Below are 22,273 nucleotides of genomic sequence, written 5' to 3'. Positions count from 1 at the left end.
CAACGTCATATCCGCGCGTTGTTCAGTGACACAATGCCCGATTTCCTTCTCGAACACCCGACTGACGCGGCATCAGGACGATAACGACCCGTCAGGAAACCTTCTTTTCCGTCTCTTCTCCGGCATTCTCCCCCACCGCGTCCGCTTCGTTCGTACCGGCCCCGCCGGCCTGCGGAGCCGTTCCGTCCGCTCCTCCGACGGCGCCGGGCGCGGCTTTCGCGCCCTTCTCCGGCGCCTTCGCGGCGTCCGGCCCGGGGGTTTCCAGGGGTTCCAGCCCGAGGTGCGCCCGGGCCGCGTCGGCGCCCTGCTCCAGCAGGACGGCGAAACCCGCGTCGTCCAGCACCGGGACGCCCAGCTGCAGCGCCTTGTCGTGCTTGGAGCCGGGGTTGTCGCCGACCACCACGAAGTGGGTCTTCTTCGACACCGAGCCGGTGACCTTGGCGCCGCGCGAGGTGAGCGCCTCCTTGGCGCCGTCCCGGGTGTGCCCGGCGAGGGTGCCGGTGACCACCACGGTCAGGCCGTCCAGCGGGCGTTCGCCCTGCTCCTCGGCGCCCTGCTCGGTGAAGACCACGCCCGCGGCGCGCCACTTCTCCAGGATCTCCCGGTGCCAGTCCTCGGCGTACCACTCCTTGACGGCCCGGGCGATGGTCGGCCCGACGCCCTCGACGGCGGCCAGCTCGCTCTCGTCGGCCGCGAAGACCCGGTCCAGGTCGCGGAACTCGCGGGTCAGGGCCTGGGCGGCGACCGGGCCGACGTGCCGGATCGACAGGCCGTTCAGGAAGCGCCACAGCGGGCGGTCCCGGGCCTTGTCCAGGTTGGCGAGCAGGACGCCGGTGTTCTTCTTCGGCGCACCGGCGTTGTTGGCGAAGAAGAACACCTCCTTCTCCTTGCCGGTCCGGTCGTCCGGCTTGGGCATGCCGGTCTTCGGGTCGCGCACCAGCACCTTGATCGGCAGCAGCCGCTCCTCGGTCAGGCCGAAGATGTCGCCCTCGTTGCGCACCGGGGGCTCGACCGGGGGCAGCGGCTGGGTGAGCGCGGTGGCGGCGACGTAGCCGAGGCCCTCGACGTCCAGGCACTGGCGGCCGCCGAGGAAGGCGATCCGCTCGCGGATCTGGGCCGGGCAGTGCTGGGCGTTGGGGCAGCGCAGGTCGATGTCGCCCTCGGACATCGGGCGCAGCACGCTGTCGCACTCCGGGCACTTCTCGGGCATCGTGAACGGGGTCTCGTCGCCGTCCCGCAGGTCGTAGACCGGGCCGAGGATCTCCGGGATGACGTCGCCCGCCTTGCGCAGCACCACGGTGTCGCCGATCAGCACGTCCTTGGCCTTGACCACCTGCTGGTTGTGCAGGGTGGCGTACTGCACCATCGAGCCGGCCACCTTCACCGGCGCGGCCAGCACCGCGTACGGGGTGGCCCGGCCGGTGCGGCCGATGCCGATCTCGATGGCGGCGAGCCGGCCGGTGACCTCCTCCGGCGGGTACTTCCAGGCGATCGCCCAGCGCGGCGACTTGGAGGTGGCGCCGAGCCGGCCCTGCAGGGCGATCTCGTCGACCTTGACCACCACGCCGTCGATCTCGTGCTCGACCGAGTGCCGCTGCTCGCCGAAGTGCCGGATGAACGCCCGCACGTCCTCCAGCGTCCCGACCACCTTGTTGTGCTTGGCGGTGGGCAGGCCCCAGTCGTGCAGCAGTTGGTACGCGTGCGACTGGCAGTCGATGTCGAAGCCGACCCGGGCGCCGATGCCGTGCACCACCATCCGCAGCGGGCGGGAGGCGGTGATCAGCGCGTCCTTCTGCCGCAGCGAGCCGGCGGCGGCGTTGCGCGGGTTCATGAACAGCCGGATCATCGCCCGGGGCCGCTTGCCCTCCTTGGCCCGCTCCTCGTTCTCCTGGCGGCGGCGCTCGTTCTCCGCGGCGAAGGAGGCGTTCAGCGCGTCGAACTCCTCGGTGGGGAAGTAGACCTCGCCGCGGATCTCGACCAGCTCCGGCAGGTTCTCGCCGTGCAGCCGGTGCGGGACCTCCGCGATGGTGCGGACGTTGGGCGTGATGTCCTCGCCGACCCGGCCGTCGCCGCGGGTGGCGGCCTGCACCAGCACGCCGTGCTCGTACGTCAGGTTGACGGCCAGGCCGTCCACCTTCAGCTCGCACAGGTAGTGGTAGTCGATGCCGGACAGCTCGGTGGCGACCCGCTCGGCCCAGGCGGCCAGCTCCTCGTCGTCCATCGCGTTGTCCAGGCTGAGCAGCCGCTCGCGGTGCTCGACCGGGGCGAACAGCACGGTCGGCGCGCCGCCGACCTTCTGGGTCGGCGAGTCGGGCGTCACCAGCGCCGGGTGCGCGGCCTCCAGCGCCTCCAACTCCCGCATCAGGGCGTCGAACTCGGCATCGGTGACGACCGGCGCGTCCTGCTCGTAGTACCGGGAGCGGTGCTCCTCGACCTCGGTCGCCAGCTCGGCGTGCCGCGTCCGCACCGCCGCCGGGATCTCCTCCCAGCCCTCCACAGCCGCCACCGCGCCGTCCTCCTCGTTCGTCACTCCGGGTTGTCCACCAGGCTCCGGGCGGCCCGCACCGCCGCGGCCAGCGCCCGCCGCGCGTGCACCGGGGACGCCCCCGCCAGCCCGCAGGTCGGCGTCACCACCACGCGCCGGCCCAGCAGCTCGGGGGCCAACCCGAGCCTGCGCCACAGCGTCCTGACACCCTGGACACTACCGGCCGGGTCCGACACCGCTTTTGATTCGGCGGGTGTCGCGTCGGTGGACGGCACGACGCCGGCCAGCAGCAGCGTCCCGCCCTCGACGGCCTCGCCGAGGTCGTCGTCGTCGCGCTCGGTCAGCAGGCCGAAGTCCAGGCTGATCCCGGCCGCACCGGCCCGGCGCAGCAGCGGGATCGGCACCTTCGGCGCGCAACTGTGCACCAGGACGGGCGCGTCCAGGGCGCCGATCAGCTCGCGCAGGGCCTGCTCGGCGAGTTGGCGGTCGACCGCGCGCAGCCGCTGGAAGCCGCTGGCGGTCTTCACCGACCCGTCCAGCACGGCGGGCAGCAGCGGCTCGTCCAGTTGCAGGACGACGGTGGCGCCGGGGACGCGGCGGCGGACGTCGGCGAGGTGGCGGCGCAGGCCCTCGGTGAGCGAGCCCGCGACGTCCCGGCAGGCGCCGGGGTCGCTGAGCGCCTTCTCGCCGTGCCGGAGCTCGATCGAGCCGGCCAGCGTCCACGGCCCGACGGCCTGCACCTTGAGCAGGCCGGTGTAGCCCTGGGTGTACTCCTCCAGGGCGTCCAGGTCCTCGCCGAGCCAGGACACCGCCCGCCGGGTGTCGCGCCCGGGGCGGTCGGTGAAGCGCCAGCCGCTGGGCTCGGTCTGCACGAACAGCTCGGTCAGCAGCCCGGCGCCGCGCCCGATCATGTCGGCGCCCGGCCCGCGCGCGGGCAGTTCCGGCAGGTGCGGCAGCTGCTCCAGCTCGGCCACCACGCCGCGGGCCATCTCCCGCGCGTCCCCGCCGGGCATCGATCCGACTCCGGTCGCCGCACCGGACAGCTCCGCGAAAACGTCCACGTCAGTCACGGGGAGAGCCTACGAGCCCGGCGGGGGGCGCGGGAAACCGCCCGCACCCCCGGTGGTCGTCCTACCGGCCCGGGCGGACGGTGATCTCGGTGATCTCGGCGTCCCGCGGCAGGTCGATCGCGGTGAGGACGGCGGTGGCCACCGACTCCGGCGCGATCCAGCGCTCCGGGTCGTACTCCGCGCCCTCCTGCTGGTGCACCTTGGCCTGCATCGGGGTGGCCGTCCGCCCCGGGTAGACGCTGGTCACCCGGACGCCGTTGGCGTGCTCCTCCTGCCGCAGCGCGTCGGCCAGCGCGCGCACCGCGAACTTGCTGGCCGCGTACGAGCCCCAGGTCGGGTCGGCGCGCAGCCCGGCGCCGGAGTTGACGAACACCACGTGGCCGCGGGCCAGCCGCAGCGAGGGCAGCAGCAGCCGGGTCAGCTCGGCGGGCGCGACCGCGTTGACGTTGAGCTGGTGCTGCCAGGCCTTGACCGGGGTCTCGGCGACGGTGCCGAGCTCGACCACCCCGGCGACGTGCAGCAGCGAGTCCAGCTCGACCGGCAGCGTCTGGTGCCCGAAGGCCCAGGACAGCTTGGCCGGGTCGTTCAGGTCGCCGACCAGGGTCCGCGCGTCGGGGTAGCGCTCGCGCAGCTGGGCGGCGCGGCGGGCGTCGCGGACGAGCAGCCAGAGCTCCTCGCCGCGGGCGGTGAGCTTGTCGGCGACGACGGCGCCGATGCCGGAGCCGGCACCGGTGATCAGGTGGACACCCACGATGGTCTCCCTTACTGGGGCTGGTGTGCGGACAGGTGGGCGAGCGCCTCGGCCGGGGTCTGCGCGAAGGCCACCAGCTCGGCGAGCGGGCGGGGCAGGAAGCCCTCGGCGTCCATCCGCTCCAGCTGGAGGCGCAGGCCGGTGTAGAAGCCCTCGCTGTCCAGGACGACCACCGGCTTGTCGTGCAGGCCGTGCTTCTTCAGCTCCAGCACCTCGGTGATCTCGTCCAGCGTCCCGACCCCGCCGACCAGCACCACCAGTGCGTCCCCGTGCGCCAGCAGCTCGGCCTTCCGGGTCGGCAGGTCCGGCATGGTCACCAGCTCGTCCGCGCCCTCGTACGCCTTGTGCCGCAGGAACTCCACCGAGATCCCCACCAGCCGCCCGCCGGCGGCCTTGACCCCGTCCGCGAGCTGCCCCATCAGCCCGGCGTGCGACCCTCCCCACACCAGCGTGTGCCCGGCCTCGCCGAGCAGCCGGGCGAACTCGGCCGCGGGGGCGGTGTACTTGGCGTCGAGGGAGTTGGCGGAGCAGAAGACCGTGATGTTCATAGTGCTCCCAGTCCTATCACCGCCCGCCGCGCCCGGGTCAAACCGGTTTCCGCCCCCGGCTCACTGCAACAGCCCCCACCACGCGAACGCGGCGACCAGCACGCCCGCGCTCGCCCAGGACAGGAACCGGCCCCTACCCGCAGCAGCCACATCCCGACGGTCGAGGCGACGGCTACCGACCGCACCGCCCCGAAGACGTCCTCGACCCCGCCCTCGCCCTTGCGGTAGCCCCGGCCGGTCGTCGGCGGCACCGGGCTGTCGCTGATCACCTGCGTCCTGTCGTCCAGCCGGTGGACGTACCTGTCCTTCATCGAGGCCCCCTGTCGTCCGCCGCCCCGGAGCGCCGATTCCAAGCGGAACCCCACCTTCCCGGCAGCCCTCCAGCGCCCCCGGAAAACCCCTGGCCCCCGCTCCCCCCGCCTGCCACCATGCCGCGCGTGACGACGGTGGACGAAGCGTGGCGGCAGTTGACGGTACGGGCCCGCGAACCGGTGCTGGAGCAGTTGCGGCGGGCCGCCCGGGGCGAGCCGGTCGTTCCGGCGCTGTACCGCTGGGACAAGGGCATGGACCCGGCCGCACCCGCCGCGCTGCCGTTCCTGATCGCCCTGGTCCGCGAACCGGACCGGCCGAACCGGGAGGAGCTGCTGAGCGCCCTGGCGCGCCTGGTCGGCGTCGGCCGACAGGAGGCCGCCGAGCGCCACGCGCACGGCTGGGCCGCCGCCTGGCGCGAGCACCGCACCGCCGTGGAGCCGCTGCTCGACGACCCGGAGCCAGAGGTCCGCCGGACGGCCCTGTACCTGACGGAGCGGGCCGCACCGCTGCTGGCGCGTATCCCCGAGGAGAGCGAACCCTGGTTTCGAGCAAAGCAGTTGATCCGTCTGGGCGAGGTTGCCGACCCGGCCGACGACGCGGCCCGCGCCCTGCTCACCGACACCCTGCACGGCGCCGACGGCCCGGACGCCGCCGCCCACCGACTGGCCGCGCTGTGGGGGCTGGCCGCGCTGGACGCCGCCGAGCCGGAACGCTGGGCCGACCAGTGGGTGGCGGCCGTCCTCGACCCGGCGGCGCCCGCCGTCGTCGAGCGGCTGTGGACCGAGCCCGACGACGACCACCCGGCGACACTGGGCCGGGAGATCATCTGGACCGGCCGCAGCCTGCCGCTGCGCCTCGCGGCGCACCTCACCGTCCGGCTGGCCCGAGCGGCTGCGGAGGCGGGCCGCCACGAACTGTGCGAGGTCGCGCTGGATGCCGGCTGGCGCCCGCTGCTGGCTCTCCCGTCCGTCGGCCCGCTCTGGCCCGCCACCGCCGGCGCGCTACTGTCCTCGCCCGCCCCAGAGGTCCGGCACCGGGCGGCAGCCGCCCTCGCCGTGCTGGGCCGCGCGGCCGTCCCGTACGCCGACGCGCTGCACGCCCTGCTGGACGACACCGACAGCGACGAGTGCCTCGACGGCAGCACCGCCGACCAGGCGCGCTGGGCACTGGCCCGGATCGGCGACCCGCGCGTCCTGCCCGACCTGGTACGGCGGTTGACGGCGGTGGAGCGGGAGAACGGCCGGGGCTTCGTACGCGGCGACCCGCGCCGCCCCGAACCGTACGACGCGCTGCTCCCGCTGCACGAGCACGCGGCGGTGCTGCGCCCGCAGGTCGCCCGGTGGGCCCGGGAGGGCGAGTCGCACGCCTGGCCGGACCACCACCCGGGCGTGCGGCTGCTGGCCGCCTGGGACGCCCCCGCCGATGACGCGAAGCCGCCCCCGCCCCCGGACCCGGAGGCGGCGGCCCGCGGGCTGCTCCGGATACCGCCGGTCCGCCGGTCCCACGAGGACCCCGCCCCGTACCTGCTCGGCACCCGGGCCGTCGCCGCCCTGTCCTGGCGCGGCCCGCTCTCCGCCGGGGCCCGGGCCGCCGTGGAGCACGCGCTGTCGCTGGACCGTCGGCTGTCCTGGCTCAGCGACTACCGGGCGGTGCTGGACGACGAGCGGCTGCGCGAGGTCCTGCGCCGGGCGCTGCGCGGCGAGGCGGTCACCGTGCCGCCGCTGTCACACCTGGAGGAAGTCGACTTCGAAGTGGGGCACTAGACCGCGACGGCCCGTTCGGTGCTCGCGATGGTGGCCGAGCCGACCACCCGGGTGCCGTCGTACAGCACCACGGCCTGGCCGGGGGCGATGCCGCGGGCCGGGGTGTCGAGGCGGACGTGCAGTTCGTCCTCGCCCAGGACGGCGGTGACCGGGACCTCCTCGCCGTGGGCGCGCAGCTGGGCGGTGTAGCGGCCCTCGCCGACGGCGGGGGTGCCGCACCAGCGGGGGCGGATGGCGGTCAGGGCGTGCACGTCGAGTCCTTCGACCGGGCCGACGGTGACGGTGTTGTTCACCGGGGAGATGTCGAGGACGTAGCGGGGCTTGCCGTCGGCGGCGGGGCGGCCGAGGCGCAGGCCCTTGCGCTGGCCGATGGTGAAGCCGTACGCGCCGTCGTGCTCGCCGAGCTTGGTGCCGTCGGTGTCGAGGATGTCGCCGGTGGCGGTGCCGAGGCGCTCGGCCAGGAAGCCCTGGGTGTCGCCGTCGGTGATGAAGCAGATGTCGTGGCTGTCGGGCTTCTTGGCGACGGCGAGGCCGCGCCGTTCGGCCTCCGCGCGGATGACGTCCTTGGTGGTGTCGCCGAGCGGGAACAGCGAGTGGGCGAGCTGTTCGGCGTCGAGCACGCCGAGGACGTAGGACTGGTCCTTGGCGGCGTCGACGGCGCGGTGCAGTTCGCGGGTGCCGTCGGCGTGGTCGACGATCCGGGCGTAGTGGCCGGTGCAGACGGCGTCGAAGCCGAGCGCGACCGCCTTGTCGAGCAGCGCGGCGAACTTGATCTTCTCGTTGCAGCGCAGGCACGGGTTGGGGGTGCGCCCGGCGGCGTACTCGGCGACGAAGTCGTCGATCACGTCCTCGCGGAAGCGCTCGGCCAAGTCCCAGACGTAGAACGGGATGCCGATCACGTCGGCGGCGCGGCGGGCGTCCCGGGAGTCCTCCAGGGTGCAGCAGCCGCGGGCGCCGGTGCGGAAGGACTGCGGGTTGCTGGCGAGCGCCAGGTGGACGCCGGTCACCTCGTGGCCGGCCTCGACGGCCCGGGCGGCGGCGACGGCGGAGTCGACGCCGCCGGACATCGCGGCGAGCACGCGCAGGCGGCCGGTGGACGGGGTGGTCGGGGCGCCGGGGAAGTCAGTCATGGTGCCTCCAAGCGTAACGGGGACGGCCGGCGCCCCGGCGGTCAGCCGTGGACCAGGGCGGGGGGCTCGGCGCCGGCCGGTTCGGCGCCGGCGGCGGGCCGCTGCCGGGGCAGCGCGAGGGCCAGCAGGAACGCGGCGGCCAGCAGCGCGGCGCCGGTGCCGAAGGCGAGGTGGAAGCCGCCGGTGCCGCGTCCGGCGGCCAGCGCGGTGAGGACGGCGACGCCGAGCGCGGCGCCGACCTGCTGGGTGGTGTTGAGCAGGCCGGAGAGCAGGCCGGCGTCCTCGGGGCGGGCGTCGGCCATGCCGAGCGCGGTGAGGGCGGTGGCGGCGAGGCCGAACCCGGCGGCGCCGAGCAGGGTGGGCAGCACGTCGGCGGCGTAGTCCAGGTGTCCGGCCGGGAGCCGGGTGAGCAGGGCGATGGCGACGGTGAGCAGGGCTAGGCCGAGCAGCAGGGTGCGGCGTTCGCCGAGCCGGGCGATGGCGCGGGCGGCGAGCAGCAGCGAGACGGCGGCGATGGTGAGGGCGGCGGGCAGCATGGCCAGGCCGGTGGCCAGCGCGCCGTAGTGCTGGACCTGCTGGAGGTACAGGGCGAGCAGGATCTGGAAGCCGAACAGGGCGGCCAGCATCAGGAGTTGGATCAGGTTGGCGAGCGCGGTGGTACGCCGGGCGAGGATCCGCAGCGGGAGCAGCGGGGTGGCGGTGCGGGCCTGCCGGAGCAGGAAGGCGGCGAGCAGGACGAGCGCGGCGGCGCCGGTGGCCAGGGTGCGGGCGGAGGTCCAGCCGGCCGGGCCGCCCTCGACGATGGTGTAGACGCCGAGCATCAGTCCGCCGGTGACCAGGGCGGCGCCGGGGGCGTCGGCGCCCGCCTTGAGGCCGGGGCCGCGGTCGTCGGCGAGCAGGCGGCGCCCGGCGAGCAGGGCGGCGGCGCCGATCGGCAGGTTGATGAAGAAGATCCAGTGCCAGCCGAGGCCCTGGGTGAGGACGCCGCCGAGCACCTGGCCGAGCGAGGCGCCCGCGGCGCCGGTGAAGCCGACGGCGCCGAACGCCCTGGCCCGCTCGGCGGGGTCGGGGAACAGCGCGACCACCATGCCGAGGCCGACGGCGGAGGCCGTCGCGCCGCCGACGCCCTGCAGGAAGCGGGCGGCGATCAGCGTCCCGGCGTTGACGGCGAGGCCGCAGAGCACGGAGGCGACGGTGAAGCCGGCGATCCCGGCGAGGTAGACCCGGCGGCGGCCGAGCAGGTCGCCGAGCCGCCCGGCGAGCAACAGCAGTCCGCCGAAGGCGACCACGTAGGCGTCCACCACCCAGGCCAGGGCGGCCGGCCCGGTGTGCAGGTCGGCCTGGATGGCGGGCAGCGCGACGGTGGTGATGGACCCGTCCAGGATCACCATCAGCATTCCGGCGCACACCACCGCGAGGGCCAGCCAGCGGGCGCGCGACGGGTTCTCGGACACGGTTCTCTCCCTCCCCGGGGGTGCGCGGACGCGCTCTCCCGACAAGAGAGACCGTAGCAGATAGTTTTGTAGTAGACGATCTGGAAGTGAACGGTCAGCCCTGCCGGGCCCGCCGCGGCCTGCGCACCACGCCGCCCTCGCCCGTCATCGGGAACTCGGCCGCCTGCTGGAGCCGGTCCAGCGCATCCACGAACACCTGCCGCTCCCCCGCCGACAGCTCGCCCAGCGCCTCCCCGTGCACCCGGTCGACGATCACCTCGCCGCGCCGCACCAGCTCCTCGCCCGCGGGGGTGACCCGGATGACCTTCACCCGCCGGTCGGTCGCGGACGGGTGGCGCTCGGCCAGGCCGTCCCGCTCCAGCTCGTCGGCGGTGACCACCATGGTCGTCTTGTCCAGGCCGGCGATCGCGGCCAGCTGGGACTGGGTGCGCTCGGCCTCCATCGCGTGCAGCAGCACGCAGTGCTTGCGCGGGGAGCTGTCGATCGCGGCCAGCGCCAGCGACAGCCGGGTGTTCATCGCGTGCGCGGCCTGGACCAGCATCCCGGTCAGGTCGCGGACGGTGCGCTCGGGCAGGGGTGCGTTCATGCCCCCAGAGTACGTCCCGAAGCAGAAGGTCCCGTACGGAACCTCAGCTCACCGGGCGGCGCGCACCAGCCCGGCCCGCCGGGCCCGCTCCACCGCGCCGGGCAGCGCCGCGGCCAGCGCCGCCACGTCCGCGGCGGTGGAGGTGTGGCCGAGCGAGAACCGCAGCGAGGCCCGGGCCGGCTCCGGTTCCACGCCCATCGCCAGCAGCACGTGGCTGGGCTGCGGGACGCCGGCCGAGCAGGCCGAGCCGGTCGAGCACTCGACGCCCGCCGCGTCCAGCAGCATCAGCAGCGCGTCGCCCTCGCAGCCGGGGAAGGAGAAGTGCGCGTTCGCGGGCAGCCGCCCGTCCGCGCCCGGGTCGCCGTTGAGCACCGCGTCCGGCGCGGCCGAGCGGACCGCGGCCAGCAGCTCGTCGCGCAGCGCGCCGACCGCGCCCGCGTACCCGGGCTGCCGCTCGACGGCCAGCGCGGCGGCCACCGCGAACCCGGCCGCGCCCGGCACGTCCAGCGTGCCGGAGCGCACGTCGCGCTCCTGGCCGCCGCCGTGCAGCAGCGGGACGGGCTTGGCGGAGCGGGCCAGCAGCAGCGCGCCGACGCCGTACGGGCCGCCGATCTTGTGGCCGGTCACGGTGAGCGCGGTCAGCCCGGAGTCGGCGAAGGACACCGGCACCTGGCCCAGCGCCTGCACCGCGTCGGAGTGCATCGGCACGCCGAACTCGGCGGCGACGGCCGCGAGTTCGCGGACCGGCTGGATGGTGCCCACCTCGTTGTTGGCCCACATCACGGTGACCAGCGCGACCGACCCCGGATCCCGCTCGATCGCCTCGCGCAGCGCCTCCGGGTGGACCCGGCCGAGCCCGTCCACCGGCAGGTACTCGACCTCGGCGCCCTCGTGCTCGGCCAGCCAGTGCACCGCGTCCAGCACCGCGTGGTGCTCGACCGGGCTGCTCAGCACCCGGCGGCGGGCCGGGTCGGCGTCGTGCCGGGCCCAGTACAGGCCCTTGACCGCCAGGTTGTCGGACTCGGTGCCGCCGCCGGTGAGGACGATCTCGCTGGGGCGGGCGCCGAGCGACTCGCCGAGCGACTCCCGGGACTCCTCGACCACTCTGCGGGCCCGCCGGCCGGCGGCGTGCAGCGAGGAGGCGTTGCCGACGACGCCGAACTGCGCCGTCATCGCGGCGATCGACTCGGGCAGCATCGGGGTGGTGGCGGCGTGGTCGAGGTATGCCATAGCGGGAACCAGTGTAGGCGGCCGAAGAGTCACGATTTGGCCATTGCACCCTCTGCAACGCGCCGTTAGCCTTCCGGCCACGCTGCTGTGAGAGGGAGGGGCCGTGTCCCAGACGGTCGACCGTGCGCTGACCATCCTGGCGTCGCTGGGCGAGGGCCCGGCCTCGCTGGAACAGGCCGCCGCGAAGATCGGCGTGCACAAGTCCACCGCGCTGCGGCTGCTGCGCACCCTGCAGGAGCACGGTTTCGTCCACCGGCAGTCCGACCAGCGCTACCGCCTCGGCGGCCGGCTGTTCGCGCTCGCCCACCAGGCCCTGGAGGGCATCGACATCCGGCAGGTCGCCGCGCCGTACCTGGCGGTGCTCAACGAGCGCTACGGGCACACCGTGCACCTGTCGGTGCTGGAGGCGGACGAGGTGCTGTACCTGGACAAGGTCGAGGCCAAGTACCCGGACCACGGCCTCGGCTGGCTGGGCGAGGCCAGCCGGATCGGCCGGCGCGCGCCCGCGGTGGCCACCGCGGCGGGCAAGGTGCTGCTCGCGGACCTGCCCGCGGACAAGCTCGCCGCCTTCCTCGCCGAGGCGGACTTCCCGGCCCGCACCCCGCAGTCGATCCGCGGCCCGGAGGAGTTCCGGGCCGAGCTGACCGAGGTGCGCCGCCGCGGCTGGGCGGTGGACCAGGCCGAGTACCAGGAGGCGGTGAACTGCATCGCCGCCCCGATCGCCGGCACCGAGGGCACCGCCATCGCCGCCTGCTCGATCTCCGCCCCGGTCCGGGTCGCCTCGGTGACCGAGCTGAGCAAGCTGCTGCCGGAGCTGCTCTGCACGGTCGAGGCGATCTCGCTGGCGTACGGCGGCTCGCCTACTCCTCGCTGGTGCGAGAACCGTTGCGGTGCCAAGCACGAGGTGCGCGCCAGCCGTACTTGAGCGCCAGCATCCGCATCGCGAACGCGGCCACCGCGGCCAGCGAGGCGGCCAGCGGGGTCAGCCGCCCCATGCCGATCAGGATCGCCACCAGGGCCGAGCCGACCAGCGCCGGGACGGCGTATATCTCGCGGTCCCAGCGCAGCAGCGAGGGCGGCTCCATCGCCAGCAGGTCGCGGATCACGCCGCCGCCCGCCGCGGTCAGCATGCCGCAGGCCACCGAGGGGACGGCGCCCAGCCCGTAGGTGTGCGCCTTGATGGTGCCGGTGACGCAGAACAGGCCCAGGCCCGCCGCGTCCAGCACCATCACCGCCCGGGTGATCCGCTCCACCTCGGGGTGCAGGAAGAACACCACCACCCCGGCGACCAGCGGGGTGGGGAAGTACCCGAAGCTGGTGAACGCGGCCACCGGCAGCGCCCCGATCACCAGGTCCCGCAGCACGCCGCCGCCCAGCGCGGTCGCCTCGGCCAGCACGCAGATGCCGAAGATGTCCATGTTCTTGCGGACCGCCATCAGGCCGCCGGACAGCGCGAACACGAAGATGCCGACCAGGTCGAGGACCTGCTGGACGTTGTGCGGGAAGATCTCGGATGTCACCTGGTCAGTCTGCACACCGGGCCCCCGCGGCCGGCCGCCGGGCGGTCAGGCGAACTGCTCGTGCGGCGCGGGCCCGCCCAGCGCGTTCAACCGGGTCGGCATCTTCAGCGTGGTCATCCGCCGCCAGCCGCCCGCCCGCTCGTACGCGTACACCGCGTGGATGCCCGCCGCCAGCGCCGCCGACTTCGCCCGCGGCCAGCGCAGCAGCTCGCCCAGGTGCGCCATCACGGCCAGGCTGACGTCCCGGTAGGTGCGGATCTCGGCCCGGGCGGTGGCCTGCAGGGTGTCCAGGATGGCCCGGCCGTGCCCGTGGTACGCGAGCCGCAGCAGCTCCTCGTGGCAGAACGCCAGGTGGTTGTCCTCGTCGTTGGAGATCATCCGCACCGCCCGGCCGAGCTCGGGGTGGTCGCCGAAGATCCGCTTCAGCATCAGCATCTGCTCGGAGGCCCGCTGCTCGGTCACCCGGCTGTGCGCCAGGTACGTGATCACGTCCTGCTCGGTCAGCGGCTCGTCCCGGCGCAGCCGGGAGTGCGCCAGGCCGATGCCCTGCCGCTCCAGGATCATCGTGTAGTCGGTGTCGTCCGGGACGTCCCGCTCGGCCAGGCCGCGCTTGTGCATCAGCGCCTTGAAGATCCGGCCGTGCTTGTCCTCGTCGGCACCGTGCCGGGCCACCTTCGGCGCCAGCTCCGGGTCCGGCACCAGCCGGGCGATCCGGCCGTTCTCCCAGCCGCCCTGGTCCTCGCCCTTGGCGGCGATCGAACAGAACAGCCGGAACGCCTGGTCGTCGTCGTGGATCTCCTGGAACAGACTGCGGGCCGACAGCATGGTGACCTACCCCTCGCACGGGAGCCGGGACATTCCGCTCCAGTCAAAGCACCGCCCCCACCCCCGGCAACAGCTCGGGCCCGCGGCTGCGCCGTACGAAGGACGGCCTGACCTGCGGCGGCCGACCACGACCAGGCGGCGGCCGCGGGCCTAGCCGACCAGGCGGGCAGCGGGCCTAGCCGACCAGGCGGCGGCAGCAGCAGCGACCCTAACCGACCAGGCGGCGGCGCCAGTCCAGGCCGGTCACCCGGATCGCGTCGCCCGGCTCCCCGTTCCAGGCGGTCGTCAGGCCCGCCCCGGCCAGCGCCGCGACCACCTCCCGGCCGACGGCCGCGGTGGTCTCCGCCGAGCCGTCGAAGCCGCCGTACAGCAGCCACAGGTCCCCGCCCCGGGCCGCGCCCTCGGTGCACTGGGCGTGGAAGAAGACGAAGCCGCGGGCGCCCGGCGCCGACTCAGCCCCGATCTCGGCGTTGCCGCAGCTGCCGCAGCAGGTGAAGTTCTCCCGGGCGGTGATCCCGGCCGCGTCCAGGGCGGCGAACGCCCGGGCCAGCCGCTCCGGATCGGTCTCGCCGACCCAGGTGCGCTGCTCGGCCACCCGCTCCAGCCACAGCCGGTCGGCCAGCTGCCGGGCCTGCTCCTTGCCGACCGGCCGGTGCTCCCCGTCCACCAGGTACTCCTCGGCGACCTCGGCCGCCTGCGCCAGCGTCGCGTACCCGCCCACCAGCAGCAGCCGCACCTCGGCCGTCAGGCTCTGCTCGTCCTCCTCCGACAGCTCCAGCGGCGCGGGCTCCGGATCGGGCCCGAAGTCGATCCGCTCCCACTCCTCCCCCGCCGCCCAGTCCGCGTCCTGCCGGGCCCACCCCGCCAGCAGTTCGACCACCCGCTCCGGCTCGGCCACCCGCGCCCCGAAGTGCCGCGACTGCGCACCGTCCCGGTACTCGACCGTCCAGGCCCCGTCCTCCGGACAGGTCTGCACATAGGTGTCCGGCAGGTCGGGCACCCGCTGCACCACCAGGAAGGCCCCCGGCCACTGCGCCATGTCCCCCACCAGATCGGCGAGTTCGTCCTCCGTGACCCGCACCCGCACGACGTCGTCCTGGTCCCTGACCGCGATCTCCAGCATGCCGCCCACCCTGCCACCCACCACCGTCACTCCCCCGCCCGGGAAACCGGGCCAAGCCCTAACCGCTCAGCGCGGGCGGGTCGCGGCGGACTTCGCTCCAGACGGTTTCGCGGGCGGTGCCGCCGTTGCGGGAGGGCGGCGAGTAACGGTGACCCCACCGGTCGCCCAGGGCGAGGGCGTCCAGGACGGCCCGGTGGTCGTCGGTGCCGTGCGGGCGGAGGTCGTCGAGTTCGATCCGGTAGCGTCCGTCGGGGGTGACGGTCAGCCGGGCCTCCCCACCACCGGTCCTGGCGAGCTGTTCGGCGATCTCCCAGGCGCGTTGCCGCAGCGCGTCGCTCACGAGACACCGTCCAGCACGGAGGCCTGGAAAGGAACGGGCAACTCGCCACGCAAACAGGCAAGTTCGACCAGCGATTCGGCGAGCTTCTGCACCCAGGGCAGTCCGACACACCCCAGTGCGACCGCCCCGAACTCCGGCAGCACGTCGTCCCGGTAGACGGGCGACAGCCCCGCCGGCGGGTCCAACCTCGCCGCCTGGAAAGCCCGTTCCAGCAGATCGGCGGCCCGCTCGGCTTCGGTGAACCTGCCGCGCAGGAACCGGTGGAGGACGTCGCCCTCCTCCACCGGCTGTCCGGTGTACAGCACTTGCTTCCCTCCGTTGGTGCTCGGTGTCGTGGAATGCGTTCAGGCCACTTCGGTGACGGCGCAACGCGGGCAGGCGCAGGCCGGCCAGGTCAGCGCCGGAACCAGCGGTGGGATCTCCTCTTCGTCCGAGAAGCAGGAGGAGACCTCCACCCGGCTCCCGTCGGACCGCACCCGGTAGACCCGGATCGTCAACTTGGCCTTCTGGTCCGGTTTTCCCGGCAACGGGTGGTGTGTCGTCATGGCTGGTGCTCCGTGGTGCGGGCTTGTCGTACGCACTGGGCATGTGGGCTCAGGCCGACGAGTTCCGGTCTTCGGGTGGCTTCGATCTGTGCCGAAACAAGCACACAGGGCAATCGGCCGGGAGACAATGGATCAGGGCGATCCAAGAGCGATCCCATTCTCGAGGTGCACCTTTGATGCCTGATCAGCTGCGTGACGATTTACGAGCAGCCCGTCGGGCATCAGGTATGTCGTGGGCGGACTTCGCCCACGCGGCCGGCTTCGGCGAGGCGTACCTGCGCAACGTGGAGAACGGCAACCGGCGGGTGACGGACCAGGTCGCCGAGGCTTACGACCGGGTCCTGCAAGCCGGGGGCAGGTTCACCCGTGAAGCAGCCGCAGGCGGGGGACCGGCAGCCGTTCCGTGGAGCCAGGACGGAGCGGCCCTGACCGTCCTGACCAACCTGGCCGGTGGGAGACAAGTGGACCGCCGCGACTTCATCTCAGCCGGAATCGCCCTGTCCGTGTCCGCGACCAACTGGGGAACGGCCATCCGTGGCCGCGCGTCGAGTTCCGAAGGAACAGTGGACGGCCCATCGCTGCTCCTGGGGCTGGAGAGCCGTCTCGAACACCTTCGCAGGGTGGACGACGGACTCGGCAGCGGCGAGGTGTTCCACGCCGCACGCAGCGACCTGTCCCTGGCGGTGACAGCGATCAAGTCCGGCCGCTTCACCGGCACGCTCCTGGACCGCCTGTACGCAACGGCAGCCGAAGCATCCCGCCAGGTCGCCTGGGCGGCGTTCGACCAGGGCCGTCCCGGGGTCGCGCAGTCCTACTTCGACGCGTCACTGCGGGCGTCGGCCGAGTGCGGGGACGTGATCGGCGGCGCCTACGCCCTCTCCTTCGCCGCGATCCAGTGCTACTCCACCCCCGGCCAGGCCCGGCGCGCCGTCGACATCCTCGACACCGCCCGAGCCCGGGTCCGCGGCCGGTGCACCCCGCGGATGGAAGCGATGCTGGCCTCCCGCACCGCCCGCTCGCTGTCCAAGACCGGAGACGCGGCAGGGGCCGCACACTGGCTCCACCTCGCCCGAACCGCTCTGGACAAGGGAGTTCACGACGACGACCCCGCCGTCCTCTACTGGGTCACCGAAGGCGAGATCGAGATGATCGCGGGCTCCTCCGCCCTCGAGCTCGGTGACACCCGGGAGGCCCTGCGTCGGTTCAGCACCGGCATGACCATCTACCGGGGTGACGAGGAGTACCCCCGAACGCACGCCATCTACCTCGCCCGCGCCGCCGAGGCCCATCTCGCCGACCACGATCTCGATGCCGCGATCGCCACCGCCCGGCACGCCGCCAAGTGCCTCGGCGGTGTCGACTCCGCCCGCTCGGCCTCCCAGCTCAAGGGACTGCGCGAGAAACTCGCCCCGCACGGCCGCTACCGGCCGGTCGCGGAGTTCCTAGCAGGCGGGTAGCCCCAGCAGTTCACGCAGTTGCCGGGCCACCACCTGCTCGTCCAGTCCGAGCAGTGCGGTGAATCCGAGCTCGGCCGCAGCCTCGACGTTCGTCTCGCTGTCGTCCACGAACAAGCACTCCGCGGCCTCCAGGCCCAGACGGCCCAGCACCACCTGGAACAGGGCCGCGTCCGGTTTGCGCAGGCCGTGGTCGGCGGACAGCACCACGGCGTCGAAGGTGCCGTTCAAGTCGAAGCCCGCGTAGGGGTCGTAGGGCTGTCGGCCGAGGGAGTTCGACAGCACGGCCGTCCTGATGCCTGCCGACCGCGCCTGCCGGACGACCTCCAGCACCGGGTGGGCCGGGAAGGCGTCGTGCAGGTACCGGCCCAGCAGACCGTCCGGCCGCACGCCCATCAGGGCGGCGAAGCCGGTGTTCCAGTCCTCCTGGGTGATCTCGCCGAGTTCGAGCCGGCGGAACAGCTCCTGCCCCCGGGGGTCGGCCCACGCCGTCAGGAACGTCCCCGGCCTGATCCCCTCCCGGGCCTCGAACCACTGGATCACCTCGACCATGTTGGCCGTGAGCACACCGAAGAAGTCGAAGACCGCACCACGAAGAACCCGCCCGCCAGTCATCCCCACAGCGTACGAGCCCGGGCCGGGTCCGGGAGCGTGAAATCCCACGTTCGTCCGGAGTCCCCGTGAACATGCTCAAGAAGCCTGCGGGCGCCTCGTGCTCGCGAACCCTTCGGAGCTGCCGCCACGATCGAAGCCGAATGCGCCTCCAAGTTCTCCTCCACCGGTTTCGAGTGAACTAGCCTTCTTTGGAGGGTACTTACCCCCACGTGCGATGGTGAGGACTCATGCCCAGCAGGACTCCGAAAACCTGGTCCGTCATCGCGGACCACTACCGGCAGCGCATCCTGTCGGGCGAGCTCGAACCCGGCTCCAAGCTCCCCGGCAACAAGGAGATCGCCGGCCGCTGGAACGTCGCGGTCGCGACGGTGAGCCGCTCGCTCCAGCACCTCCAGGTGGAGGGCTACCTCCGGACGTCCCCGCGCGGGACCTTCGTCGCGGACGACCCCCGGGTGACGGCCAGCAGCCGTGACCGGCTGGAGCGGGTCCAGCGCGCGCGGTCCAGCCTGATGGACGGCGAGACCAGCCGCGTGACGGCCGCCGGTCTCGTCGTCCCCCCGCTCTACGTGGCCGACCTGTTCGACCTCGAACACGGGGCGCAGCTGGTCCGGCGCGAGTACATCGCGGGCCGGGGCAAGTCGCGGACCCTCTTCGCGGTGTCGTGGTACCCGGCCCACTTCGCCGCGCTGGTGCCGGACCTGCTCAACACGGCCCCCGGGCGCAACGACGGCATCACCGCCAAGGTCCTCGAAGCCACCGGGCGGACCATCACGGCGGCGCGCGACGACATGCACGCCCGGGAGGCCGACCAGCGCGAGGCGTCGGCGCTGGCGGTGCCCGTCGGCAGCCCGATCCTCGCCCTCGTGCACCGCTGGTCGGACGAGGAGGGCCTGATCGAGTACACGGAGTCCTGCCTCCCCGCCCGGTTCACGATCGGCTACGAGTACACGCCCTGACGCTCCCGCAGCACCGCACGAAGGAGCCGGCGGTGCGGGCAGGGGCCGGGCATCGGCGCGCAGGAGTGGGCGGCGGCGGTCGTCGCCGACCCGGGTCTGGCGCTGTTCGTTCCCGAAGGCGGCTGGCCCGGGGAGCCGCAGTGGATCGCCGAGCCGGCGGTGCGGCCGGAGTCCGGAGGGGCGCTGCACTGGCAGGACGGACGGGTCTCGGCCAAGCACCCGAGCGATGAGCTGCTCGCCGGGATGTGCCGGGTGGCGCGGGTGCTGGGCGCCCGGGTGCAGGGCGACGACGGCCCGGCCCGGTGCACGAACGGCCGGGTCCGCCCGGGGGAGCGTCGGCTCCTCCGGGCGGACCTCGTGGCGGGCCCCGGGCAGGGGCGCTACTCGCCCGCGTTCTCCGGGAAGTGGCACGCCACCTGGTGTCCGGTGCCGGTGGTGGCGAGCGGCGGTTCCTGGCTCGCGCAGACCTCCTGCGCCTTCCAGCAGCGGGTGCGGAAGCGGCAGCCGGACGGCGGGTTGAGCGGGGAGGGCACGTCGCCGGTGAGCAGGATGCGCTCGCGGCGCTCCTTGCGGCGCGGGTCCGGCACCGGCACCGCGGACATCAGGGCGTTGGTGTAGGGGTGCATCGGCCGGGCGTACAGCGCGTCCCGGTCGGCGATCTCGACCACCTTGCCGAGGTACATCACGGCGACCCGGTCGGAGACGTGCCGGACCACCGAGAGGTCGTGCGCGATGATCAGGTAGGTGAGGCCGAGTTCCCGCTGGAGGTCGTCCAGCAGGTTGACCACCTGGGCCTGGATGGAGACGTCCAGCGCGGAGACCGGCTCGTCGGCCACGATCATCTTGGGGCGCAGCGCCAGGGCGCGGGCGATGCCGATGCGCTGGCGCTGGCCGCCGGAGAACTCGTGCGGGTAGCGGTTGTAGTGCTCGGGGCTGAGCCCGCAGAGTTCCAGCAGGTCCTGGACGGCCCGCTTGACGCCGTGCTCGGTGGCCACCTTCTGGAGCCGGAAGGGCGCGCCGACGATGGTGCCGATGGTGTGCCGGGGGTTCAGCGAGGAGTACGGGTCCTGGAAGATCATCTGGATGTCGCGCCGGAACGGCCGCATCGCCGCGACGCCCAGGTGGGTGATGTCGGTGCCCTCGAACTCGACGGTGCCGCCGGTGGGTTCGTCGAGCCGGGTGACCAGGCGCCCCATGGTGGACTTGCCGCAGCCGGACTCGCCGACCACGCCGAGCGTCTCGCCGGCGTTGACCGCGAAGTCGATGCCGTCGACCGCCCGCACCGCGCCGACCTGGCGCTTCAGCAGTCCCTTGGTGACCGGGAAGTGCCGGGTCAGTCCGGTGACCCTCAGCAGGGGTTCGCGGTCGGGCCCGGGCGCCTGGGCGGGCACCTTCGCGAGCTGCGGCACCGCCGCCTGACTGTCCGTCATCGCTGCTCTCCAAATGGGTGGTACGTGCTCACAGCCGGGGCGCGATCTCTTCGGTGAAGATCCGGTGGCGTTCGGCGATCGGCAGGTGGCAGGCGGCGTGGTGCCGGGGCGTGGCCTCGGCGAGCACGGGCACCTCGCTGGTGGAGCGGCCGCCGGTGAGCTCGGCGTACGGGCAGCGCGGGTGGAACGCGCAGCCGGACGGCACGTTGATCAGGCTCGGCGGGGTGCCCTTGACCGGGGTCAGCCGGTCCTGGAGCTCCCGGTCGAGGCGGGGCATCGAGCCGAGCAGGCCCCAGGTGTAGGGGTGCTCGGGGGATTCGAAGACGGCGGCGGCGGGGCCGCGCTCGACCGGCTTGCCGCCGTACATCACCAGGATGTCGTCGGCGAGTTCGGCGACCACGCCCAGGTCGTGGGTGATGATGACGACCGCCGAGCCGAACTCCTTCTGCAGGTCCCGGATCAGGTCGAGGATCTGCGCCTGGACGGTGACGTCGAGCGCGGTGGTCGGCTCGTCGGCGATCAGCAGCGCGGGGTCGTTGACCAGCGCCATCGCGATCATCGCGCGCTGGCGCATGCCGCCGGAAAACTCGTGCGGGTAGTTGTCGACCCGCCGGTCGGGCTGCGGGATGCCGACCCGGTCGAGCATCTCGATCGCCCGGGTGCGGGCCTGCTTCTTGGAGGTGCCGGGGTGGTGGGCCCGGTAGCCCTCGACGATCTGGGCGCCGACCGTGAAGTAGGGGTGCATCGCGGTCAGCGGGTCCTGGAAGATCATCGCCATCTTCTGGCCGCGGAGCCTGCGCACCCGCTCGGGGCCGGCCGTGATCAGCTCCTCGCCGTCGAGCCAGATCTCGCCGCTGATCCGCGGGGCGCCGCGCTTGGTGCCGGTGCGGTGCAGGCCCATGATCGACAGCGAGGTGACGGACTTCCCGGAGCCGGACTCGCCGACGATGCCGAGCGTCTTCCCGCGTTCGAGGTCGAAGCTGAGCCCGTTGACGGACTTGACCAGCCCGTCGTCGGTGGGGAAGTGCACCTTCAGGTCGCGGACGGACAGGAAGCTCTTGTCTGCCAGGTCGGGCTGGTCGGTGTTGCTCATGTCAGCCTCACCCGGGGGTCGACGACGGCGTACAGCAGGTCAACCACGAGGTTGGCCATGATGATGAAGAAGGCGGCGAACAGGGTCACGCCCATGATCACCGGGAGGTCGCTGGACTGGATCGAGGTGACCGCCTCGTAGCCGAGTCCGCGCAGGTTGAAGGTCTTCTCGGTGAGCACGGCGCCGCCGAGCAGGGCGCCGAGGTCCATGCCGAAGATGGTCAGGATCGGGGTCATCGTGGAGCGCAGGGCGTGCTTGCCGATGACCACCGGCTCCTTGAGGCCCTTGGCCCGGGCGGTGCGGATGTAGTCCTCGCCGAGGACTTCCAGCAGGGTGGCCCGGCTGAGCCGGGCGTACGTCGCGGCGAACAGGAAGGCCAGGGTGACCCAGGGCAGCACCAGCCCCTGGAACCAGGAGACCGGATCGTCCGTGAAGTCGGTGTAGTTGTTGGGGAACCAGCCGAGCTGGTTGACGAAGACCGCGAGCGCGACCAGGCCGGTGAAGTACATCGGCAGCGAGACGCCGGCCAGCGCGACGGTCATGGTGATGCGGTCCAGGGCGGTGCCGCGGCGCAGCGCGGAGATGACGCCGGTGGCGGTGCCGAACACCAGCCAGAGCACGGAGGCGCCGATGGCCAGCGAGACGTCCACGCCGACCCGGTTGAGCAGCAGCGGCCAGACCGCCTGCTCGGTCTTGAACGAGTAGCCCAGGCAGGGGGCCGCGCAGTGGGTCATGTCGACGCCGGCGTTGTAGTCGCGGCCGGCGAACACCCCGCGCAGGAAGAGCCAGAACTGTTCGATGATCGACTTGTCGAGGCCCATCTTGTGGCGGATGCCCTCGATCGCCGCCTTGTCCGCGATCTTGCCCACGTAGAGCATCGCGGGGTCGGTCCCGGTCAGTTTCGGCACCATGAAGAAGATGCCGAAGGTCACCGCGGCGACCACCAACAGCATGAAGACGACGTTGATCAGCCGCCTGAAGAGATACACGAGCACTGCGGTCGGCCCTGCCGCGGGCCGGCCGGGCGCCCCGGTGGGGGTGCC

General features: G+C 73.2%; 22 protein-coding genes. 4 read left to right on the top strand and 18 right to left on the bottom strand.

Going from position 1 to position 22,273, the window contains the following annotated elements:
- Positions 1-91: 91 nt before the first annotated feature.
- The 4 genes from ligA to HUT16_RS23560 all read right to left on the bottom strand — a co-directional run bounded on the left by ligA (position 92) and on the right by HUT16_RS23560 (position 4,854).
- The gene (gene ligA / locus HUT16_RS23575) at positions 92-2,497 is read right to left on the bottom strand and encodes an NAD-dependent DNA ligase LigA (protein WP_176192834.1); all 2,406 of its coding nucleotides are present in this window, start codon (positions 2,495-2,497) and stop codon (positions 92-94) included.
- 29 nt (positions 2,498-2,526) lie between these two features.
- Positions 2,527-3,546 carry a methionine synthase gene (locus tag HUT16_RS23570; RefSeq protein WP_303392144.1) on the bottom strand — a complete coding sequence of 340 codons (1,020 nt, stop codon included), beginning with the start codon at positions 3,544-3,546 and terminating at the stop codon, positions 2,527-2,529.
- 70 nt (positions 3,547-3,616) lie between these two features.
- Positions 3,617-4,306 (bottom strand): SDR family oxidoreductase, encoded by a 690-nt coding sequence (locus tag HUT16_RS23565; RefSeq protein ID WP_176190078.1) that lies wholly within the window; start codon positions 4,304-4,306, stop codon positions 3,617-3,619.
- A gap of 11 nt (positions 4,307-4,317) precedes the next feature.
- Positions 4,318-4,854, bottom strand: a complete 537-nt coding sequence (locus HUT16_RS23560) for a TIGR00730 family Rossman fold protein (RefSeq protein WP_030919470.1) — start codon at positions 4,852-4,854, stop codon at positions 4,318-4,320.
- Between the two features lie 437 nt (positions 4,855-5,291).
- Here HUT16_RS23560 and HUT16_RS23555 point away from each other — a divergent pair, with 437 nt between their 5' ends.
- Positions 5,292-6,929, top strand: coding sequence for a HEAT repeat domain-containing protein (locus tag HUT16_RS23555; RefSeq protein WP_176190077.1), 1,638 nt, complete (start codon positions 5,292-5,294; stop codon positions 6,927-6,929).
- Here HUT16_RS23555 and mnmA read toward each other — a convergent pair.
- The 4 genes from mnmA to HUT16_RS23535 all read right to left on the bottom strand — a co-directional run bounded on the left by mnmA (position 6,926) and on the right by HUT16_RS23535 (position 11,329).
- A complete protein-coding gene (gene mnmA, locus HUT16_RS23550) occupies positions 6,926-8,059 on the bottom strand; it encodes a tRNA 2-thiouridine(34) synthase MnmA (RefSeq protein ID WP_176190076.1) in 1,134 nt (377 codons plus the stop codon). The two genes, HUT16_RS23555 and mnmA, sit on opposite strands and share 4 nt — an antisense overlap.
- Before the next feature lie 41 nt (positions 8,060-8,100).
- Positions 8,101-9,456: an MFS transporter gene (locus HUT16_RS23545; RefSeq protein ID WP_254898354.1), complete on the bottom strand. Its 1,356-nt coding sequence runs from the start codon at positions 9,454-9,456 to the stop codon at positions 8,101-8,103.
- A gap of 151 nt (positions 9,457-9,607) precedes the next feature.
- Entirely contained in the window at positions 9,608-10,099 is a 492-nt protein-coding gene (locus HUT16_RS23540) for a MarR family winged helix-turn-helix transcriptional regulator (protein WP_176190074.1), read from the bottom strand.
- Positions 10,100-10,147: 48 nt separating this feature from the next.
- Positions 10,148-11,329 carry a cysteine desulfurase family protein gene (locus HUT16_RS23535; RefSeq protein WP_176190073.1) on the bottom strand — a complete coding sequence of 394 codons (1,182 nt, stop codon included), beginning with the start codon at positions 11,327-11,329 and terminating at the stop codon, positions 10,148-10,150.
- Positions 11,330-11,432: 103 nt separating this feature from the next.
- Between HUT16_RS23535 and HUT16_RS23530 the strand changes: the two genes are divergently transcribed.
- Positions 11,433-12,254 (top strand): IclR family transcriptional regulator, encoded by an 822-nt coding sequence (locus tag HUT16_RS23530; protein ID WP_176190072.1) that lies wholly within the window; start codon positions 11,433-11,435, stop codon positions 12,252-12,254.
- On the opposite strand, the gene HUT16_RS23525 is transcribed toward HUT16_RS23530, so the two are convergent.
- The 6 genes from HUT16_RS23525 to HUT16_RS23500 form a co-directional block, all read right to left on the bottom strand.
- Positions 12,190-12,849 carry a trimeric intracellular cation channel family protein gene (locus tag HUT16_RS23525; RefSeq protein WP_176190071.1) on the bottom strand — a complete coding sequence of 220 codons (660 nt, stop codon included), beginning with the start codon at positions 12,847-12,849 and terminating at the stop codon, positions 12,190-12,192. The genes HUT16_RS23530 and HUT16_RS23525 overlap by 65 nt on opposite strands.
- A gap of 45 nt (positions 12,850-12,894) precedes the next feature.
- The gene (locus tag HUT16_RS23520) at positions 12,895-13,674 is read right to left on the bottom strand and encodes a ferritin-like domain-containing protein (protein ID WP_176190070.1); all 780 of its coding nucleotides are present in this window, start codon (positions 13,672-13,674) and stop codon (positions 12,895-12,897) included.
- Between the two features lie 208 nt (positions 13,675-13,882).
- Positions 13,883-14,797, bottom strand: coding sequence for a hypothetical protein (locus HUT16_RS23515; RefSeq protein WP_176190069.1), 915 nt, complete (start codon positions 14,795-14,797; stop codon positions 13,883-13,885).
- A 58-nt stretch (positions 14,798-14,855) separates the two neighbouring features.
- On the bottom strand, positions 14,856-15,137 hold the full coding sequence (locus HUT16_RS23510; protein ID WP_176190068.1) for a hypothetical protein: 282 nt from the start codon (positions 15,135-15,137) through the stop codon (positions 14,856-14,858).
- Entirely contained in the window at positions 15,134-15,442 is a 309-nt protein-coding gene (locus HUT16_RS23505; RefSeq protein WP_176190067.1) for a hypothetical protein, read from the bottom strand. The genes HUT16_RS23510 and HUT16_RS23505 overlap by 4 nt, the downstream gene beginning before the upstream one ends.
- 39 nt (positions 15,443-15,481) lie before the next feature.
- Positions 15,482-15,682 (bottom strand): hypothetical protein, encoded by a 201-nt coding sequence (locus HUT16_RS23500; protein ID WP_176190066.1) that lies wholly within the window; start codon positions 15,680-15,682, stop codon positions 15,482-15,484.
- Between the two features lie 176 nt (positions 15,683-15,858).
- Here HUT16_RS23500 and HUT16_RS23495 point away from each other — a divergent pair, with 176 nt between their 5' ends.
- Positions 15,859-17,139, top strand: coding sequence for a helix-turn-helix transcriptional regulator (locus HUT16_RS23495; protein ID WP_176190065.1), 1,281 nt, complete (start codon positions 15,859-15,861; stop codon positions 17,137-17,139).
- Here the strand turns inward: HUT16_RS23495 and HUT16_RS23490 are convergent.
- Complete coding sequence (locus tag HUT16_RS23490) at positions 17,125-17,751, bottom strand: HAD family phosphatase (RefSeq protein WP_176190064.1); 627 nt, start codon at positions 17,749-17,751, stop codon at positions 17,125-17,127. The genes HUT16_RS23495 and HUT16_RS23490 overlap by 15 nt on opposite strands.
- A gap of 227 nt (positions 17,752-17,978) precedes the next feature.
- On the opposite strand from HUT16_RS23490, the gene HUT16_RS23485 reads away from it, so the two are divergent.
- Complete coding sequence (locus HUT16_RS23485) at positions 17,979-18,707, top strand: GntR family transcriptional regulator (protein WP_176190063.1); 729 nt, start codon at positions 17,979-17,981, stop codon at positions 18,705-18,707.
- Positions 18,708-19,087: 380 nt separating this feature from the next.
- On the opposite strand, the gene HUT16_RS23480 is transcribed toward HUT16_RS23485, so the two are convergent.
- The 3 genes from HUT16_RS23480 to HUT16_RS23470 are packed head-to-tail and all read right to left on the bottom strand — an operon-like array spanning position 19,088 to position 22,225.
- Entirely contained in the window at positions 19,088-20,137 is a 1,050-nt protein-coding gene (locus HUT16_RS23480) for an ABC transporter ATP-binding protein (RefSeq protein WP_176190062.1), read from the bottom strand.
- Positions 20,138-20,165: 28 nt separating this feature from the next.
- The gene (locus tag HUT16_RS23475; RefSeq protein ID WP_176190061.1) at positions 20,166-21,230 is read right to left on the bottom strand and encodes an ABC transporter ATP-binding protein; all 1,065 of its coding nucleotides are present in this window, start codon (positions 21,228-21,230) and stop codon (positions 20,166-20,168) included.
- The gene (locus tag HUT16_RS23470) at positions 21,227-22,225 is read right to left on the bottom strand and encodes an ABC transporter permease (protein ID WP_176190060.1); all 999 of its coding nucleotides are present in this window, start codon (positions 22,223-22,225) and stop codon (positions 21,227-21,229) included. Before HUT16_RS23470 ends, HUT16_RS23475 begins: the two co-directional genes overlap by 4 nt.
- Positions 22,226-22,273 lie beyond the last annotated feature (48 nt).

The organism is Kitasatospora sp. NA04385 (genome assembly GCF_013364235.1).
Taxonomy (GTDB): Bacteria; Actinomycetota; Actinomycetes; order Streptomycetales; family Streptomycetaceae; genus Kitasatospora.
Note: the sequence above shows the minus strand (reverse complement) of the source record. Positions and strands in the feature narration are given on the sequence as shown.

Excerpts from the sequence above, each read along its gene's own strand:
- HUT16_RS23560 (WP_030919470.1), bottom strand. The coding sequence starts at position 4,854 with ATGAACATCACGGTCTTCTGCTCCGCCAACTCCCTCGACGCCAAGTAC.
- mnmA (WP_176190076.1), bottom strand. The coding sequence starts at position 8,059 with ATGACTGACTTCCCCGGCGCCCCGACCACCCCGTCCACCGGCCGCCTG.
- HUT16_RS23545 (WP_254898354.1), bottom strand. The coding sequence starts at position 9,456 with ATGCTGATGGTGATCCTGGACGGGTCCATCACCACCGTCGCGCTGCCC.
- HUT16_RS23540 (WP_176190074.1), bottom strand. The coding sequence starts at position 10,099 with ATGAACGCACCCCTGCCCGAGCGCACCGTCCGCGACCTGACCGGGATG.
- HUT16_RS23535 (WP_176190073.1), bottom strand. The coding sequence starts at position 11,329 with ATGGCATACCTCGACCACGCCGCCACCACCCCGATGCTGCCCGAGTCG.
- HUT16_RS23520 (WP_176190070.1), bottom strand. The coding sequence starts at position 13,674 with ATGCTGTCGGCCCGCAGTCTGTTCCAGGAGATCCACGACGACGACCAG.
- HUT16_RS23515 (WP_176190069.1), bottom strand. The coding sequence starts at position 14,797 with ATGCTGGAGATCGCGGTCAGGGACCAGGACGACGTCGTGCGGGTGCGG.
- HUT16_RS23500 (WP_176190066.1), bottom strand. The coding sequence starts at position 15,682 with ATGACGACACACCACCCGTTGCCGGGAAAACCGGACCAGAAGGCCAAG.
- HUT16_RS23495 (WP_176190065.1), top strand. The coding sequence starts at position 15,859 with ATGCCTGATCAGCTGCGTGACGATTTACGAGCAGCCCGTCGGGCATCA.
- HUT16_RS23490 (WP_176190064.1), bottom strand. The coding sequence starts at position 17,751 with ATGACTGGCGGGCGGGTTCTTCGTGGTGCGGTCTTCGACTTCTTCGGT.
- HUT16_RS23485 (WP_176190063.1), top strand. The coding sequence starts at position 17,979 with ATGCCCAGCAGGACTCCGAAAACCTGGTCCGTCATCGCGGACCACTAC.
- HUT16_RS23480 (WP_176190062.1), bottom strand. The coding sequence starts at position 20,137 with ATGACGGACAGTCAGGCGGCGGTGCCGCAGCTCGCGAAGGTGCCCGCC.
- HUT16_RS23475 (WP_176190061.1), bottom strand. The coding sequence starts at position 21,230 with ATGAGCAACACCGACCAGCCCGACCTGGCAGACAAGAGCTTCCTGTCC.